Genomic DNA, 16946 nt, shown 5'->3' with positions numbered 1-16946 from the left:
CATGGCCCGTGGCCTGCTCTACGCGCTGGCCGGCGCCGCGATCGGTGCCGCCGCCGCCCGTGCCGCCTACTCCGCCTTCACCCGGAACCGTCCGGCCGACCTGGGCGGGCGCTGGACGCGCAAGAACCACCGCGGCGAGCCCATCACCCTGCTGGAAGGGCCCGCGTTCGTGGCGGGCTCCGGCGCCGCGGCCGCGCTCACACCCGGCCTGGCGCCGCGTACCCGGCTGGCCGCGGTGCTGGCCGGCGTCGGCACCGGCGCCCTCGGGGCCTACGACGACCTCTACGGCACCACGTCCTCCAAGGGGTTCAAGGGCCATCTGACGGCTCTGGCCCGCGGCGAGGTCACCAGCGGCGCCGTCAAGATCCTCGGGATCGGCGCCACCGGGCTGGGCGCCGCCGCCCTCGTCTCCGACGGGCCCGTCGACACCCTGGTCAACGGCGCGGCCATCGCCGGCGCCGCCAACCTCGCCAACCTGTTCGACCTGCGTCCCGGCCGGGCGATCAAGGTCGGGCTGCTGGCCGGCGGGCCGCTGCTGGCGGTCTCGCTGCTGCGGTCCTCGCCCGCCGCCGCGGCCCTGGCCGCCGTGCCGCTGGGCGCCGCCGCGGCGCTGCTGCCCGACGACCTCGGCGAGCGCGCCATGCTCGGCGACGCGGGCGCCAACTCGCTCGGCGCGCTGCTCGGGCTGGCCGCCGTCACCAAGCTCGGCAGGCCCGGCAGGCTGGTCCTCCTGGGCACGGTCGCGGCGCTCACCGCGGCCTCGGAGAAGGTCAGCTTCACCAAGGTCATCGCCGCGAACCCGGTGCTCAACCGGCTCGACATGCTCGGGCGGCGTCCCGTCGACCACGTGTGACCCTCCGCGCGCGATTGTCGGTGGCACCTGCCAGGATGTCCGCGTGACCGGATACTGGGCGGGGGAGGCCGGGTGCGGAGCGTGACGGCGCGGGGCGTGGCGGGTGGCGCCCTGCTCATCGGGGCGATCACCGTGCTGGCCCGGATCGCCGGCTTCGCCAAGCAGTACGCCTTCGCCCAGACCGTCGGCACCAACTGCCTGTCCACCGCCTACATGACGGCCAACCAGATCCCCAACATCGTCTTCGAGGTCGTCGTCGGAGGTGCGCTGGCGGGCATGGTGGTGCCGGTGCTGGCCGGGTCCGCGGCCTCGCGCGAGCGCACCGCGCACATCAGCTCGGCGCTGCTGACGTGGGTTGTCGTGGTCCTGGTGCCGCTGGGGGCGCTCACCGCGCTGTTCGCCCGGCCGGTCATCGGCCTGTTCCTCGGCGAGGCCGTCAACGGGTGCGACACGACCCAGCTCGTCGCCGTCGCCACCCGGATGCTGGTCGTCTTCGCCCCCCAGATCCCCCTGTACGGCGTGGCCGTCGTGCTCTACGGCGTGCTGCAGTCGCACAGCCGCTTCGCCGGGCCTGCGGTCGCGCCGCTGGTGTCCAGCATCGTGGTCATCGTGGCGTACCTGCTGTTCGTGCCGCTCAGCTCGGGGACCGTCGACCCGGCTCATCTGCCCGGGCCGGCCGAGCTGGCGTTGTCGGTGGGCACCAGCCTGGGCGTGCTCTCGCTCGTGCTGACCGTGGTCGGGCCCGTGTCGCGGCTGGGGCTGCGGTGGCGGCCCACCTTACGCTTCCCCGACGGCGTGGCGGGGCAGGTGCGCAGGCTCGCCCTGGCCGGGATCGCGGCGCTGCTCGCCCAGCAGGCCGCCATGATCGTCGTCGTGCTGCTGTCGAACAAGGCGATCGGCAACGGGGCCCTCACCGTCTACAACTACGCGTGGGCGATCTACCTGGTGCCGTACGCGGTGCTGGCCGTGCCGATCGCCACCAGCGCGTTCCCCCGGCTGTCGGCGCAGGCGGGCGACGCGGTCGCGTTCTCGGCGCTGGCGGCGCGGACCACGCGGGCCGTGGTGCTGGTCACGGGGCTGGCGGCCGGGGTGCTGGCCGCCGCGTCGGGGCCTGGGGCGGTGGTGTTCCTGGGAGGCAGGAGCGAGGTGCCGCCGCCTCAGCTCGCCCTGGCGATCGCGCTGTTCGCGCCGGGCATCGTCGGCTACGGGCTCATCGCCCATCTGAGCCGGGTGCTCTACGCGGCCGGGCTCGGGCGGGCGGCCGCCACCGGGACGGTGGCGGGGTGGCTGGTCGTCATCGTCGCGCAGACCGTGCTCGTGCTGCTGCTGCCCGCCGGGTGGAAGATCGGCGGGATGGCGCTGGGGATGAGCGTCGGCATGACCGCCGGTGGGGTGTTGCTGCTCGGGGCCGTGGTGCGGGCGCGCGGGAGCGTTGCCGCGGCGGGGCTGCCCCGGGCCGCGGGGGCGGCGGTCGCCGGTGGTGTGCTGGGGTACCTGGCGGGGGCTGGGGTGGTGAGGTGGCTCGGCGTCTCGGGCATCTGGCCGAACGTGGGTGCGGTGGTGCTGGCGGCGGTGGTGGCCGTGGTGGTGGGGGCTGCCGTCGTGGCGGTGGTGGACCGGCCGGATGCCAGGGTGGTGGCCGGGCTGCTCCGACGGGGCGGCTGATCCACGGCCACTGATCCTCTGCCTGTTGTGCGGTAGGCGCGCTCCGGCGGTTCCTGGTCGTCGCGCACGGCTTCGGGGGGCGGATGGCTGGTCGCGCATGGGTTCGGGTGCGGTCGGCTGGTCGCGCTTGGCTTAGGACGCTCGGTCGGCTGGTCGTGCGCGGCTTCTGACGCTCGGCCGGCTGGTCCCGTACGGCGGGTTCGGGCGCTCGGGCGGCTGGTCGCGCTTGGTTTCGGACGCCCGGTCGGCTGGTCGTGCGCGGCTTCTGACGCTCGGCCGGCTGGTCCCGTACGGCTGGTCCTGTACGGCGGGTTCGGTACGGCTTCTGGGGCTTGCACGGCTGGGTCGCGCTTCCGGGGCTGGAGGGCTGGTCACGCGGGGCTTCTGGGGCTGGCACGCCTAGTGGCGCGGGGTTCGTGGTGGCGTGGCTTCTGGTTTTCTGTAGTTTCTGCTCTTCTGCCGCGTGTGGCTTGCAGTTGGTGCTGGTTCCGCGGTGCGAGGTCTTCTGTGTGAGGCAGGGCTTCCTCGAAGGCTTGCCTTCGAGGGGCTGGCCTGTGTTAGGTGACGGGCCATGCAGGGCCAGGAGCCATCTGGGGGGTGGCCTATGGAAGGTTGCTGGCTTTGAAAGGGCAGCAGGGCATCGGGCACATGGTTCCGGTGGTGCTTGACCTCTTGCGGGCCAGGCACTCACGGGCTGGTCGGGCTGTGAAGGTGCCCACATTTGGGTGCTTGGCCCGTGAGGTTCAGTGATTGAGCTGCCCGGCATCAAGAACGTGCCATGGGCTTGGGAACCGTGGATCGTGGCTGGGGGCACAGGGTCCTGCGCGGTGGGTTCTTGGTTGGTGGTCATGGCGGACCGAGGCGTGGTGGTCGGGAGCCTTTGAAGCTCAGGTGCCTGTGGGGGCCGGTACGGGGCGTCGGCTGGTTGGGTGGGGGAGATCGGGAAGCTGCGGCGTGACTCGGGTTACGGTTTCAGCTTTGAGGTGTGGCTGCGGTTTCCGGTGAGGGCCTAGGAGGGGTCGTGCGGGTGGCTTTTGTGATGGGGACCACGTCGGGTGGGACCGGGCGGCATGTACGGATGCTCGTCGAAGGGCTGGTGCAGCGCGGCCACCAGGCGGCGGTGGTGGGGCCGGGGAGTGTCGAGGAGGCGTTCTCCTTCCGGGCGGCGGGAGCCGCGTTCGCCGAGGTGCCCGTGTCCGACCGGCCGCACCCGCTGAACGACCTGCGCGCGGTGCTCGCGATCCGGCGGCTGACGCGCGACGCCGACGTCGTGCACGCCCATGGCCTGCGAGCGGGGGCGTTGGCGAGCCTGGCACTGAGGGCGTTCAGAGCTCCGGGGAAGCGAAGGGGCGACGGTCGGGAGGGGCCGGGGGTGGTGGTCACCTTGCACAATGCGCTTACCGCCGGCGGTTTCGTGGGGTTCGTCTACGGGGTGCTGGAGCGGATCGTGGCGCGGCGGGCCGACCGGGTGCTGGTGGTCTCGCCGGATCTGGCGGAGCGGATGAGCATCCTGGGAGCTCGGGAGGTGGCGGAGGCGGTGGTGCCCGCGCCCCCGCTCCGGCCCGCCCGGCGCGGGCCGGAGGAGGTGCGGGAGGAACTGGGGGCGGGTGATCGTCCCCTGGTGCTGACGATCGGCCGGCTCGCCCAGCAGAAGGGGCTCGACACCCTGCTGGACGTGGCGGCCGGGCCGTGGGAGTCGCCGGCCCCCCTGTTCGCCGTCGCGGGTGAGGGACCGTTGCGGGCGGAACTGGAGGACCGGATCCGGTCCCGGAACCTTCCCGTCCTGCTTCTCGGAGACCGGGACGACGTCCCCGACCTGCTGGCGGCCGCGTCCGTCGTGGTCAACTGCAGCCGCTGGGAAGGGCTGCCGCTCAGCCTCAGCGAGGCACTGATGGCGGGCAAGCCGGTGGTGGCCTCGGACGTCGGCGGGATCCCGTGGCTGGTCGGCGACGCAGGGGTGCTGGTGCCGTACGGGGACGCCGAAGGGCTGCGCAGCGCGTTGCGCGAGGTCCTGGACGAGCCGGGGGCCGCGCGGACGCTGGCCGAGGCGGCCGCCCGGCGCGGACGGGAGTTGCCGGACGGTGACGATGCCGTGGAGAGCGTCCTCGGGGTGTACGAGGGGGCAAGATCGAATGGATGATGAGATCAGAGTGTCGGCGTATACTGCGTGGGTTAGGGAGGGGAGTATCCCTTCGCGACAGCCTCGTCATCACGGTGCAGCCCCGCTCCACGGGGCCCCCGGGGCTGCCGGTCCGCGTTGTCCGCGGGCGGGAGAGACCTCCGGCAATGAGTCATGCATGCCGGAGGGTTTGAATCGTGACCGTACCCGTGTGGGCCTGGATCGCCGTCATCGGCGGTCTGCTGGTCGTCCTCGCCTTTGACCTTTGGATCGTCGACCGCGGTGAAGCCCGTGAGTTCTCCATGCGGCAGGCCGGATATTGGGTCACCTTCTATGTCGCCCTGGCCGCGTTGTTCGGTGTGGGGTTGTGGGCCACCTTCGGGGCCGACAAGGCGGGAGAGTTCTTCGCCGGTTACATCACTGAATACAGCTTGAGCGTCGACAACCTGTTCATCTTCTTCATCATCATGAGCAGGTTCGCGGTGCCGCGGCCCTACCAGCACAAGGTGCTGCTCGTCGGCATCGTGCTCGCGCTGGTCATGCGCGGCATCTTCATCGCGCTCGGCGCCGCGGCGCTTGAGCGGTTCAGCTGGCTCTTCTACGTCTTCGGCGCCTTCCTCGTCTACACCGCCGTCAACCTGATCCGGCAGCACCTCAAGGGCGAGGAAGACGAGTTCAACGAGAACATCCTGCTCAGGTGGGTGCGCCGGGCGTTCCCGACCACCGAGGGGTACGTCGGCTCGAAGGTCAGCGTCAAGATCGACGGCCGCCGCATGGTGACCCCCATGCTCATCGTGATGGTCGCCATCGGCACCACCGACCTGCTGTTCGCCCTCGACTCGATTCCGGCCATCTTCGGGCTCACCAAGGACCCCTACGTCGTCTTCACGGCCAACGCGTTTGCCCTGATGGGGCTGCGTCAGCTTTACTTCCTGCTGGGCGGGTTGCTGCAGCGACTCGTCTACATCAGCTATGGTTTGGCGTTCATCCTCGGGTTCATCGGGGTTAAGCTGATAATGGAGGCGTTGCATGCCAGCGGCGTCTCCTGGGCACCCGAAATTCCCATCTGGGTGTCGCTCACGGTCATCGGCTCCACCATGGCGATCACCACGGTTGCGAGCCTGATCAAAGCCCGCATGACGAGCGGCGAAGGCGAGCACACGCACCCGGAGCAGGTCTAGCGGAACGGCTATCGAGGCGCTTTGCTTGTGAAGTTGCGCCGTGTAATAGTTGCGAGTTCCGTAACAGCATGGCAAAGCGCCTAGTCCAGTCACCACCAAAGGTTGTACGTGTCAGACGATTCTGCTAAGTCGAGCCGCGTCCGGCTCGCGCGCGGGGTCTCCCCGTGGCTCCTCCCGACGGCGGCCGCGGCGGCCGCCACCGCGCTGCTGACGCGCCGAGACCGGCGCTGGGCCCTGGCTGCGGCCCCGCTGGGTGCGCTCACGGGCGGCATGCTCTGGTTCTTCCGCGACCCCGAGCGCACTCCTGGCGAGGGGCGCATCCTGTCACCCGCCGACGGCGTGGTGCAGAGCATCGACCCCTGGCCGGACGGCCGCACCCGCGTCGCGATCTTCATGAGCCCCCTGAACGTGCACGTCAATCGTGCCCCTCTTGCGGGAAATGTCACGTCCGTGCAGCATGTCGCAGGTGGGTTCCTGCCGGCGTTCAACAAGGACAGTGACCAGAACGAGCGCGTGGTGTGGCATTTCGAGACCGCGCTGGGCGACATCGAGATGGTGCAGATCGCGGGCGCCGTGGCGCGCCGGATCGTGCCGTACCTGAGCGCCGGGGCGAAGGTGGCGCAGACCGAGCGCATCGGGCTCATCCGGTTCGGCTCGCGGGTCGACATCTACCTTCCCGAAGGCATCTCGCCCGCGGTCACCGTGGGGGAGAAGACGGTTGCGGGGGTGACCAGAATTGACCACGGCTGACGCCGGCAGCTGGCAGGCGGGCGAGGAAGAGCCTCGCGGTCCCGTGGGCAAGGCGTTCCGCCTGTCCGCCGCGGACTCGCTCTCGCTGGGCAACGCGGTCTGCGGGTTCCTCGCCGTCTGCGTCCTGGCCTACTCGGCGATTCAGCAGCTCACGGTCGCCGACGGCAAGTTCACGCCCACGCCGAGCTACTTCGCCACCGCCATCGTCCTGCTGCTCATCGGCGCGACCTGCGACCTGTTCGACGGGCTCGTCGCGCGGCGCTTTCGCGCCTCGGCGATGGGCGCCGAGCTGGACAACCTGGCCGACGTGATCAGCTTCGGGTTCGCGCCCGCGTTCATGGTCGTGATCTGGGGTGTCGGCGCGCCGCCTTCGGTGCCGTTCATCGCGGTGGTCACCGCCGCGGCGGCCGTGCTGGTCGCCGGTGTCGTACGCCTGGCGCGCTTCGCGTGCGTCAAGACCAAGAGCGGCGACTTCATGGGCCTGCCCATCCCCATGGGCGCCATGACCGTGATCTCCATCGTGCTGCTGTTCCAGCCCAGCATCTGGGCGCTGTTCGCGGTGCTCGGCGTGGCCTGGCTGATGGTCAGCCGGATCGAGTACCCCAAGCCGAAGGGACAGCTCGCGGCGGTCGTCCTCGGGTGGATCATGGTGAACGTGGCCTTCCTCACGTTCTGGGTGGCCTGGCCGGAAGGCGGCGACCTGCCGATCAAGATCGGCGCGACCATGCAGATCGCGCTCGTCGCGGCCATCCCGCTGCGCATGTTGTTCTACAAGCGGGAGCTGCGCAAGGAAGCCGAGCGAATCGGCAACTAGGGGATTTTTCATCCATCTTCGGTTTTGATGGATTCATGTCGGCCATGCCGCGCGAGCACACGCGTACGTACTACCTCGGCAAGCTGGCCACCGAGCTGGAGCAGCGCGGGCTGACCGCCACCCTGCGGGCCGACCCGCCCGCGCTGCGGATCAGCGATCCCGACACCGCGCTGCTGGCCGAGACGATCGACTGCGTGCCGCTGCCCGAAGGGTGGTTCTACCGCTGGTCGTGGGGCGAGCTCGTGGGCCTGGCCGACGATCCCGCCCTGGCGGCCGGGCGCATCGTGCGCGTGCTGGCCGCGGGCAGGTGAGCTACCAGCCTCTGGCCTTCCACTCGGGCAGCGAGGGACGTTCGGCGCCGAGCGTCGTGTCCTTGCCGTGGCCGGGGTAGACCCAGGTGTCGTCGGGCAGGCGGTCGAAGATGCGCTCGGTCACGTCGGTGTAGAGCCGCTCGAAACGCTCCGGGTCCCTGCCGGTGTTGCCCACCCCGCCGGGGAACAGGGAGTCGCCGGTGAACAGGTGACGGCCGTCGGGGCCGCCGTCGTAGAGCAGCGCGATCGAGCCCGGGGTGTGGCCGCGCAGGTGGATGACCTCCAGGGTGACCGGGCCGAGGGCGATCGTGTCGCCGTGGTCGACCGTGCGGCCGACCGGGACGGGCAGGGCGGGCGCGTCGAGCGGATGGGCGATCACCTCGGCGCCGGTGACCCTGGCGACCTGTTCGAGGGCCTGCCAGTGGTCGCCGTGCTGGTGGGTGGTGACGATCGCGCCGAGCGGCTGGTCGCCGACGAGCGCCAGCAGCCGGTCGGCGTCGGCCGCGGCGTCGATCAGCAGCTCGTCGCCGGTCTCGGTGGAACGCAGCAGGTAGGCGTTGTTGTCGTGAGGGCCGACCGCCAGCTTGGAGATGGTCAGGGCGGGCAGCTCGCGCACGTCGGCGGGGCCGCCGACCCGGACGTCGCCGGTGTAGGTCATGGGTAGTCCTTCGGGGGCGTCGCGGGCAGATCAGCGGGGGCCGGCATCGTCAGCCACGGCGGCGGCTCGGGAAGGAGCGCGCCACCGTCACCAGGCGGCGACGGCTGTCCCGCGGGCACCAGGGTAACGCCCTCGCCCTCCGACCTTCCCGTCAACCAGGCCAGCATGTCGGCCGGTCGGCCCTGGACCGCCGGGCCGTGGCCGAGGTTCTGCCACCTTTGCCCCGGCTCGCCGGTCAGGACGACCTCGCTCACCGTGCTGCGGTCGTACGGCCAGGATCGGCGGAGGTCGTGCAGTTCGCGGCGGACGAACGTCTCCGGCCAGTCGCGGGGGCCGTACCCGGCGCCGAGGTCCACGTGGTGCATGCCCACCTCGCGCAACCGGCGTACCAGGACGTACCAGGCGGGATGCGACGGCGGCCGCATGCCGCGTACGGGCGCCGGCCACGCCTCGGCGGGCAGATCGCGGATCGCGGCGGCCAGCCGCGCGGCGCTGCCGGCCAGGTCGGCCAGGTGGCGCGCGGCCGGACGGGCGGCGGCGGCCTCGATCTCGGCGGTCCTGGCCTCCAGGGAGGGGTACTGCGGGGTCTCGACGCCCGTCCTGGCCCAGGTGAGCAGGCGGAGGTGGGAGCGGGCGTTGCCGGCCAGGTGGGCGAGCACGTGCCCTCTGGTCCAGCCGGGCAGCAGGGACGGGGCCGCGACGTCGGCGTCCGACAGGGACGCGGCCGTGGCCAGCAGCCGGTCGGTCGCGAAGGCGAGTTCGGCCTGTATCGCGGGTAGAACAGTCATATCCGGATATTTCATCACTTTGGTGTCCAAGGTCGGGTGCGGGCATAAAGCGGCAGGTCAAGTGGTTGACTCCCAAAGGGCTCCTGCCGACGCGGGAGATGGCCGTAACCTGTGAAGGACGGATTTTCGGGGGCCGGGGATCGGCTCGCCGAAAATGTCGGTGCCCCCGTCTACCATCCCCCGTGGACCTATCCGCCTTTCGACCTCCGGGATCGCCGTGGCAGACCGCCTGATCGTGCGTGGTGCACGAGAACACAACCTCAAGGACGTCTCGCTTGACCTGCCGCGAGACTCGCTGATCGTCTTCACCGGCCTCTCCGGCTCCGGCAAGTCGAGCCTGGCCTTCGACACGATCTTCGCTGAGGGCCAGCGGCGCTACGTCGAGTCCTTGTCGGCCTACGCCCGCCAGTTCCTCGGCCAGATGGACAAACCCGACGTCGACTTCATCGAGGGCCTGTCGCCCGCGGTGTCCATCGACCAGAAGGCCACCAGCAAGAACCCCCGCTCCACCGTCGGCACCATCACCGAGGTCTACGACTACCTGCGCCTGCTGTGGGCGCGCATCGGCAAGCCCCACTGCCCGGCCTGCGGCCGTCCGATCGCCCGGCAGATGCCGCAGCAGATCGTCGACCGCGTGATGGACCTGGAGGAGGGCACCCGGTTCCAGGTGCTCGCCCCCGTCATCCGCGGCCGCAAGGGCGAATACGCCGAGCTGTTCCGCGAGCTGCAGACCAAGGGCTTCGCGCGGGCCAGGGTCGACGGCACGGTCGTGCGGCTGGAGGAGCCGCCGACGCTGAAGAAGTACGAGAAGCACGACATCGAGGTCATCGTCGACCGCCTGTCGGTCAAGGAGTCCTCGCGCCGCCGGCTCACCGACTCCGTCGAGACCGCGCTGCAGCTGTCCGGCGGCACGATCACGCTGGAGTTCGTCGACCTGCCGGAAGACGACCCGGGCCGTGAGCGCTTCTACTCCGAGCACCTCTACTGCCCCTACGACGACCTGTCGTTCGAGGAGCTGGAGCCGCGCTCGTTCTCCTTCAACTCGCCCTTCGGCGCCTGCCCCGAGTGCACCGGCCTCGGCACCAAGATGGAGGTCGACCCCGACCTGGTGGTGCCCGACCCCGAGCGCACGCTCGGCGACGGCGCGCTGCACCCGTGGTCGGGCGGCCACACCAGCGAATACTTCGTCCGGCTGATCGAGGCGCTCGGCCACACGGTCGGGTTCACCCTCGACACGCCGTGGGAGCGGCTGCCCAAGAAGGCCCAGAAGTCGCTGCTGTACGGCCACGACGAGCAGGTGCACGTCCGCTACAGCAACCGCTACGGCCGCCAGCGCTCCTACTACACCACCTTCGACGGCGTCATCCCCTGGGTGCAGCGCAGGCACGCCGAGGCCGAGAGCGACGCCACGCGCGAGCGCTTCGAGGGCTACATGCGCGAGATCCCGTGCCCGGCCTGCAAGGGCGCCCGGCTCAAGCCGGTCACCCTCGCCGTCACGGTCGACGACCGGTCGATCGCCGAGGTCGCGGCCATGTCGATCGGCGAGTGCGCCAAGTTCCTGGCAGAGCTCAAGCTGTCCGACCGTGACATGCACATCGCCGAGCGGGTGGTCAAGGAGATCAACGCCCGCATGGGCTTCCTGCTCGACGTCGGCCTCGACTACCTGACCATGGACCGCGCCGCCGCCACCCTCGCCGGTGGCGAGGCCCAGCGCATCCGGCTGGCCACGCAGATCGGCTCCGGGCTGGTCGGCGTCCTCTACGTGCTGGACGAGCCGTCCATCGGCCTGCACCAGCGTGACAACATGCGCCTGCTCGACACGCTGATCAGGCTGCGCGACATGGGCAACACGCTGATCGTCGTCGAGCACGACGAGGACACCATCGCCGCCGCCGACTGGGTGGTCGACATCGGTCCCGGCGCCGGCGAGCACGGCGGCCAGGTCGTGGTGTCCGGCACCGTCCAGGAGCTCCTCGCCAGCGAGGAGTCCATGACCGGCCAGTACCTGTCGGGGCGCCGGAGCATCCCGATCCCGGCCAAGCGTCGCAAGCGCGACAAGAAGCGGCAGATCACGGTCAAGGGCGCGCGCGAGCACAACCTCAAGGGCGTCGACATCGAGTTCCCGCTGGGCGTGTTCACGGCGGTGACCGGCGTGTCCGGGTCGGGCAAGTCGACGCTCGTCAACGACATCCTCTACAACGCGCTGGCCAAGGAGCTCAACGGCGCCCGCACGGTGCCGGGGCGGCACTCCCGCATCAACGGCATGGACCAGGTGGACAAGGTCGTGCACGTCGACCAGTCGCCGATCGGCCGTACGCCGCGCTCCAACCCGGCCACGTACACCGGGGTCTTCGACCACGTGCGCAAGCTGTTCGCCCAGACGGCCGAGGCCAAGGTGCGCGGCTACCAGCCCGGGCGGTTCAGCTTCAACGTCAAGGGCGGGCGCTGCGAGGCGTGCGCGGGCGACGGCACGATCAAGATCGAGATGAACTTCCTGCCGGACGTCTACGTCCCCTGTGAGGTCTGCCACGGCGCCCGGTACAACCGGGAGACGCTGGAGGTCCACTACAAGGGCAAGACGATCGCCGAGGTGCTCGACATGCCGATCGAGGAGGCGCTGGGCTTCTTCGACGCGATCCCGGCGATCAAGCGGCACCTGCAGACGCTCAACGACGTCGGCCTGGGCTACGTGCGGCTCGGGCAGCCGGCGACCACGTTGTCCGGCGGCGAGGCGCAGCGCGTCAAGCTCGCCTCCGAGCTGCAGCGCCGCCAGACCGGCCGGACGATCTACGTGCTCGACGAGCCCACCACCGGCCTGCACTTCGAGGACATCCGCCGGCTGCTCGGCGTGCTCGGGCGGCTGGTCGACGGCGGGAACACGGTGATCGTCATCGAGCACAACCTCGACGTCATCAAGACCGCCGACTGGATCATCGACATGGGCCCCGAAGGCGGGTCCCGCGGCGGCACGCTCGTGGCCGCGGGCACGCCCGAAGAGGTGGCGCTGGTCAACGAGAGCCACACCGGCCGCTTCCTGCGGAAGATCCTGTCGCTCTGAGTCAAGGGCCGGCTCGGGTGCGGCTGTGTCTCGCTGTGAGGCTGGTGGTGGCTCGGTGCGGCTGGGGCTCACCTGGGTCAGGTGGTGGCTGGGGTTTCGCCGGGAGTCAGGGCGGTGGCGCGGGCGCGGCGGCGGCGCTTGGCGGCGTCGCCGCGCTCCAGCCACCACTCGGCGAACAGCAGCGGCAGCACCCAGCCCAGCCAGGCGCTCAGCGCGCCGACCGTGGCGGCCAGCAGCGCCTGGTCGCCGTGGAAGGTGGTGTCGAGCTGCGGTGACAGCGTGATGACGAACACCGCGCCCCACAGGCGGTTGGTGATGATCGACATCGTCAGGGCGAAGCTGCGGATCATCCACCTGCGATGATCGACGAACCTGCGCTGCCTGGCCATCCGCCAGCCGGCCAGGGTGCAGCCCAGCCAGAGCAGCGCCAGCACCACCCCGCTGGCCCTGGTCACCGGGCCGAAGGGCGTGGCCAGGCTGACCACCAGTCCCAGCAGGCCGCCGGGCAGGCAGCCGCCGAAGACGTACACCCGGCCGATCACGCGGTGGGCCCGCGGGTGGCGAGCGCGGAACCACGGCCAGACCTGCAGGCAGCACGAGATCATCGCGATCGAACCGAAGATCACGTGCAGGGAGAGCACCGCGAAGTGCGGCGGGAAGAAGTCGGGCGCGGGCACCCGCGACCGGCTCGGGTCCAGCGACAGGTAGGGCGGCAGCGAGAAGGCGACGAACGCGATCGCCACCACCACGAGCGGACCCACCCATGGACGCCGCCACCAGCGCGGCCCGGACGTCGTGGGCTTGGGAGTCTCGGTGAGTGTCATGAGCGACACGCTCGCGCCCGGCGCTGACCGCGGGCGTACCGTCCGCTGACCGTGCGCCGACCGTGCGGCCGACCGCTCTTTGCCGCGACGGTGACCGTATCGGTCACCCGATGGGCGGACCGAGGGGTGGGGCCAATAAAGTTGAAGCACGGGTAACGGCTTGACCTGCTGGGGGTCGGCGGAGACGCGAAGGGTCGGCTAATTCATGACGGTGACGAATCAGGGCGAAGCCATGCCCGAAAACGGTGGCGGCATCGGGCGGCGCGAGATGCTCGGCGTGGCGGGGGTGGCCGCGTGCGGGCTGGCGCTGGCCGGCTGCGGGGCGGGGGACGCCAAGGCGCAACCCGTGTCGGGGATCAAGGGCAAGGTGCTCGCCAAGACGGCGGACGTGCCCGTCGGCGGCGGCACGATCGTGCAGGAGTGGCGGATCGTGATCACGCAGCCCACGAAGGGCGTCTACAAGGCGTTCAGCGCGGTCTGCACGCACAAGGGATGCACGGTGGGCACGCCTAAGGACAACGTCATCACGTGTGCGTGCCACGGCAGCGAGTTCGCCGCCGACAGCGGCCAGGCCACCAAGGGGCCCGCGACCGCGCCGCTGACGGTCTACCAGGTCAAGGTGGAGGGCGACGGCATCGTCGTGGTCTGAGGACGTGGTCTGAGGCCGGGGTCTGAGGCCGTGGCTCAGGACACGGTCTGAGGGGGCGGGCTGAGGGCGGCGCTCGGGGGCGGGCCGGGGAAGGCTTGTTCTGGGTAATTGTGCGTGGTTTCCGGGATTGGGGGCGTGCAGGCTGAACCGGTGCGGGGGCGCCGGCCGTACCTGCATGTGAGACCGAGACCTGGGAGGACGCACCATGACAGAAACGACGCGCCGGACGGTCATGCTCGGCGCCGGAGGCGCCGGGCTCGCGGCGGTTCTGACGGCGTGCGCGAGCTACGGTTCGCCGACGACGGCGGCGAACGAGGCGCCGGCCACCGAGGAGACGGCCGCCGGGGAGCCGTCGTCGGAGCCCAAGAAGAAGGCGAAGAAGAAGGCCAAGGCGCTGGCCGACACCGGCGACATCCAGGTCGGCGGCGGCGCGGTCTTCAAGGACCAGAAGGTCGTGGTGACGCAGCCGACCGAGGGGGAGTTCAAGGCGTTCACGGCGATCTGCACCCATGCGGGATGCACGGTGGCCAGCGTCTCGAACGGCACCATCAACTGCCCCTGCCACGGCAGCAAGTTCAAGATCGAGGACGGCTCGGTGGCCGACGGCCCCGCCGGCGCGCCGCTCGCCGAGAAGAAGATCACCGTGGACGGCGACAAGATCAGACTCGCCTAATCCCCGTCTCATGAATTTCTCACCTGCCTCCGGTTGGGTGGAACGCATGGGAGATGACCTTCGAAGCCGTCGGGCAGTGATAGCGGGCGTGGGCGCGGGCGGGCTGGCCCTGGCGATCAGCGCCTGCGGCGGAAGCACCGAGACCCCGGCGGCCACCGCCGCCGACGCGGGCGGCCAGTCGAGCGCGGCGCAGCCGGGCGCATCGCAGTCCAGCGCCCCGCAGTCGAGTGCCCCGCAGGCCGGCGGCGCGCTGGCCAAGACCGCCGACATCCCCGTCGGCGGCGGGACGATCTTCAAGGACCAGAAGATCGTGGTGACGCAGCCGACGGCCGGCGAGTTCAAGGCCTTCAGCGCGATCTGCACGCACAAGGGCTGCCCCGTGGGCAGCGTCGCGGACGGCGCGATCGTGTGCCCGTGCCACGGCAGCAAGTTCAACATCGCCGACGGCTCGGTCACCAACGGCCCGGCCGACAAGCCGCTGGCCGCCCAGCAGATCAAGGTGGAGGGCGACCAGATCACCCTGGCCTGACCGCCGGCGTGATCCATGGCTTGACCCGAGAACGCGGTGAGCCCCGTCGTGCCGTCCGAAGGCTCGGCGGGTCACCTTGTCGGTGGCGCCTACTAGTCTTTGACCGTGGCGAGAGCAGCGGGCAGCCCCTTGAGTTTCCGGCCCAGACCAGGTTCGATCCCCGAGTCGCCGGGGGTCTACCGGTTCAGGGACGCGCACGGCCGGGTGATCTACGTCGGCAAGGCCAAGAGCCTGCGGCAGCGGCTCAACTCCTACTTCGCCGACTTCTCCGCGCTGCACCCGCGCACCCAGTCGATGCTCACCACGGCCGCCGACGTCGACTGGACCGTCGTCGGCACCGAGGTCGAGGCGCTGCAGCTCGAATACTCCTGGATCAAGGAGTTCGACCCGCGCTTCAACGTCAAGTACCGCGACGACAAGTCCTACCCCTACCTCGCGGTGACGATGGGGGAGGATTTCCCGCGCGTCCAGGTCATGCGGGGCGCCAAGCGCAAGGGCACCCGCTACTTCGGCCCCTACTCGCACGCCTGGGCCATCCGCGAGACCGTCGACCTGCTGCTGCGCGTCTTCCCGGTGCGCACGTGCAGCGCCGGGGTGTTCAAGCGGGCCGGGCAGATCGGCCGTCCGTGCCTGCTGGGCTACATCGACAAGTGCTCGGCGCCGTGCGTGGGCCGGGTGACCCCGCAGGAGCACCGCGAGCTGGCCGAAGACTTCTGCGACTTCATGGCCGGCAACACCACCCGCTTCATCAAGCGCCTTGAGAAGGACATGCGCGAGGCCGCCGCCGAGCAGGAGTACGAGCGGGCGGCCCGGCTGCGCGACGACATCCAGGCGCTGCAGCGCGCGCTGGAGAAGCAGGCCGTGGTGCTCGGCGAGGCCACCGACGCCGACGTGATCGCGCTGGCCGAGGATCCGCTGGAGGCCGCCGTCCAGGTGTTCTACGTGCGCGGGGGCCGCATCCGCGGTCAGCGGGGCTGGGTGGTCGACAAGGTCGAGGAGACCTCGCCCGGTGAGCTGGTCGAGCAGTTCCTGCTGCAGATGTACGGCGAGGCCGGCCCCGAGTCGATGCCGCGCGAGGTGCTCGTGCCCGCGCTCCCGCCCGACGCCGAGGCGGTCGCCGAGCTGCTGACCGAGCAGCGCAGGGCCCGGGTCGAGGTGCGCGTCCCGCAGCGCGGTGACAAGAAGGCGCTGATGGAGACCGTCGAGCGCAACGCCAAGGAGTCGCTGGCCCAGCACAAGATCCGCCGCGCCGGCGACCTGACCACGCGCAGCAAGGCGTTGCAGGAGATCGCCGACGCGCTCGACCTCGACCAGGCGCCGCTGCGCGTCGAGTGCTACGACGTCTCCCATCTGCAGGGCGAGAACGTCGTGGCGTCCATGGTGGTCTTCGAGGACGGTCTGGCGCGCAAGAGCGAGTACCGGCGCTTCGCGATCAAGACCAAGGAGGGCGACGTCGCCTCGATCCACGAGGTGATCATGCGGCGGTTCCGGCGTTACCTGGAGGAACGTTCGGCCACCGGCGAGCTGGCCGCCGAGGACGACGACGGCCACGGGCCCATCGACCCCGAGACCGGCAAACCGCGCAAGTTCGCCTACCCGCCCAACCTGGTCGTCGTCGACGGCGCGGGCCCCCAGGCGGCCGCCGCGCAGCGGGCGCTCGACGAGCTCGGCATCGACGACGTCGCGGTGTGCGGCCTGGCCAAGCGGCTGGAGGAGGTGTGGTTGCCCGGCGACGACCAGCCAGTGATCATGCCTCGTTCAAGTGAGGGTCTCTACCTGCTGCAACGCGTCCGCGACGAAGCACACAGGTTCGCCATCACCTACCATCGTTCCAAGAGGTCCAAGTCAGTGAAGGAGAGCGCGCTCGACGGCGTGCCCGGCCTCGGGCCGGCGCGCAGGCAGGCGTTGCTCAAGCACTTCGGCTCCGTCAAGAAGCTACGCGAGGCCAGCGCGACCGAGATCTGCGAGGTTCCCGGCATCGGGCCGGCCCTCGCCGAGGTCATCGTGTCGACGCTGAAGGGAGATACATCGTGAACACCCGCGAGGGAGCGCAGGGTGTCGGCGAACGGAGTGA

The 16946-nt window shown here is 70.5% G+C and carries 15 protein-coding genes; 12 read left to right on the top strand and 3 right to left on the bottom strand.

The features are described 5' to 3' along the window. Position 1 precedes the first annotated feature (1 nt). The 7 genes from ACIBK9_RS16965 (at position 2) to ACIBK9_RS16935 (ending at position 7693) form a co-directional block, all read left to right on the top strand. Positions 2-853, top strand: coding sequence for a hypothetical protein (locus ACIBK9_RS16965; protein WP_364340006.1), 852 nt, complete (start codon positions 2-4; stop codon positions 851-853). 72 nt (positions 854-925) lie between these two features. Further along, positions 926-2518 (top strand): murein biosynthesis integral membrane protein MurJ, encoded by a 1593-nt coding sequence (murJ, locus tag ACIBK9_RS16960; RefSeq protein ID WP_397158950.1) that lies wholly within the window; start codon positions 926-928, stop codon positions 2516-2518. A gap of 1039 nt (positions 2519-3557) precedes the next feature. Next, positions 3558-4658 carry a glycosyltransferase gene (locus tag ACIBK9_RS16955; RefSeq protein ID WP_397159008.1) on the top strand — a complete coding sequence of 367 codons (1101 nt, stop codon included), beginning with the start codon at positions 3558-3560 and terminating at the stop codon, positions 4656-4658. A 176-nt stretch (positions 4659-4834) separates the two neighbouring features. Then, entirely contained in the window at positions 4835-5818 is a 984-nt protein-coding gene (locus ACIBK9_RS16950) for a TerC family protein (protein WP_352364449.1), read from the top strand. Between the two features lie 108 nt (positions 5819-5926). Further along, positions 5927-6568 (top strand): phosphatidylserine decarboxylase, encoded by a 642-nt coding sequence (locus ACIBK9_RS16945; protein ID WP_352329585.1) that lies wholly within the window; start codon positions 5927-5929, stop codon positions 6566-6568. Then, complete coding sequence (gene pssA, locus ACIBK9_RS16940; protein ID WP_357983442.1) at positions 6555-7382, top strand: CDP-diacylglycerol--serine O-phosphatidyltransferase; 828 nt, start codon at positions 6555-6557, stop codon at positions 7380-7382. Before ACIBK9_RS16945 ends, pssA begins: the two co-directional genes overlap by 14 nt. A 35-nt stretch (positions 7383-7417) precedes the next feature. After that, positions 7418-7693 carry a hypothetical protein gene (locus ACIBK9_RS16935; RefSeq protein WP_352323039.1) on the top strand — a complete coding sequence of 92 codons (276 nt, stop codon included), beginning with the start codon at positions 7418-7420 and terminating at the stop codon, positions 7691-7693. Between the two features lies 1 nt (position 7694). Here the strand turns inward: ACIBK9_RS16935 and ACIBK9_RS16930 are convergent, their stop codons facing one another. Beyond that, positions 7695-8351, bottom strand: coding sequence for an MBL fold metallo-hydrolase (locus ACIBK9_RS16930; RefSeq protein WP_397158946.1), 657 nt, complete (start codon positions 8349-8351; stop codon positions 7695-7697). Next, entirely contained in the window at positions 8348-9139 is a 792-nt protein-coding gene (locus ACIBK9_RS16925; RefSeq protein ID WP_397158944.1) for a maleylpyruvate isomerase family mycothiol-dependent enzyme, read from the bottom strand. The genes ACIBK9_RS16930 and ACIBK9_RS16925 overlap by 4 nt, the downstream gene beginning before the upstream one ends. Before the next feature lie 217 nt (positions 9140-9356). Between ACIBK9_RS16925 and uvrA the strand changes: the two genes are divergently transcribed. Continuing rightward, complete coding sequence (gene uvrA / locus ACIBK9_RS16920; RefSeq protein WP_397158942.1) at positions 9357-12197, top strand: excinuclease ABC subunit UvrA; 2841 nt, start codon at positions 9357-9359, stop codon at positions 12195-12197. A gap of 77 nt (positions 12198-12274) precedes the next feature. Here uvrA and ACIBK9_RS16915 read toward each other — a convergent pair whose 3' ends face one another. Continuing rightward, positions 12275-13021, bottom strand: coding sequence for a DUF2306 domain-containing protein (locus tag ACIBK9_RS16915; RefSeq protein WP_397158940.1), 747 nt, complete (start codon positions 13019-13021; stop codon positions 12275-12277). A gap of 232 nt (positions 13022-13253) precedes the next feature. Here ACIBK9_RS16915 and ACIBK9_RS16910 point away from each other — a divergent pair, with 232 nt between their 5' ends. The 4 genes from ACIBK9_RS16910 (at position 13254) to uvrC (ending at position 16906) form a co-directional block, all read left to right on the top strand. After that, the gene (locus tag ACIBK9_RS16910) at positions 13254-13670 is read left to right on the top strand and encodes a Rieske (2Fe-2S) protein (RefSeq protein ID WP_397158938.1); all 417 of its coding nucleotides are present in this window, start codon (positions 13254-13256) and stop codon (positions 13668-13670) included. Positions 13671-13875: 205 nt separating this feature from the next. Further along, positions 13876-14343 (top strand): Rieske (2Fe-2S) protein, encoded by a 468-nt coding sequence (locus ACIBK9_RS16905; RefSeq protein ID WP_397158936.1) that lies wholly within the window; start codon positions 13876-13878, stop codon positions 14341-14343. 76 nt (positions 14344-14419) lie between these two features. Continuing rightward, positions 14420-14872 carry a Rieske (2Fe-2S) protein gene (locus tag ACIBK9_RS16900; protein WP_397158934.1) on the top strand — a complete coding sequence of 151 codons (453 nt, stop codon included), beginning with the start codon at positions 14420-14422 and terminating at the stop codon, positions 14870-14872. A 129-nt stretch (positions 14873-15001) separates the two neighbouring features. After that, entirely contained in the window at positions 15002-16906 is a 1905-nt protein-coding gene (gene uvrC / locus ACIBK9_RS16895; protein ID WP_352323041.1) for an excinuclease ABC subunit UvrC, read from the top strand. Positions 16907-16946 lie beyond the last annotated feature (40 nt).

Source organism: Nonomuraea sp. NPDC050227 (genome assembly GCF_044459705.1).
Lineage (GTDB): Bacteria > Actinomycetota > Actinomycetes > Streptosporangiales > Streptosporangiaceae > Nonomuraea.
Note: the sequence above shows the minus strand (reverse complement) of the source record. Positions and strands in the feature narration are given on the sequence as shown.

Excerpts from the sequence above, each read along its gene's own strand:
- ACIBK9_RS16965 (WP_364340006.1), top strand. The coding sequence starts at position 2 with ATGGCCCGTGGCCTGCTCTACGCGCTGGCCGGCGCCGCGATCGGTGCC.
- ACIBK9_RS16910 (WP_397158938.1), top strand. The coding sequence starts at position 13,254 with ATGCCCGAAAACGGTGGCGGCATCGGGCGGCGCGAGATGCTCGGCGTG.
- ACIBK9_RS16935 (WP_352323039.1), top strand. The coding sequence starts at position 7,418 with ATGTCGGCCATGCCGCGCGAGCACACGCGTACGTACTACCTCGGCAAG.
- ACIBK9_RS16930 (WP_397158946.1), bottom strand. The coding sequence starts at position 8,351 with ATGACCTACACCGGCGACGTCCGGGTCGGCGGCCCCGCCGACGTGCGC.
- ACIBK9_RS16925 (WP_397158944.1), bottom strand. The coding sequence starts at position 9,139 with ATGACTGTTCTACCCGCGATACAGGCCGAACTCGCCTTCGCGACCGAC.
- ACIBK9_RS16915 (WP_397158940.1), bottom strand. The coding sequence starts at position 13,021 with ATGACACTCACCGAGACTCCCAAGCCCACGACGTCCGGGCCGCGCTGG.
- ACIBK9_RS16905 (WP_397158936.1), top strand. The coding sequence starts at position 13,876 with ATGACAGAAACGACGCGCCGGACGGTCATGCTCGGCGCCGGAGGCGCC.
- ACIBK9_RS16955 (WP_397159008.1), top strand. The coding sequence starts at position 3,558 with ATGGGGACCACGTCGGGTGGGACCGGGCGGCATGTACGGATGCTCGTC.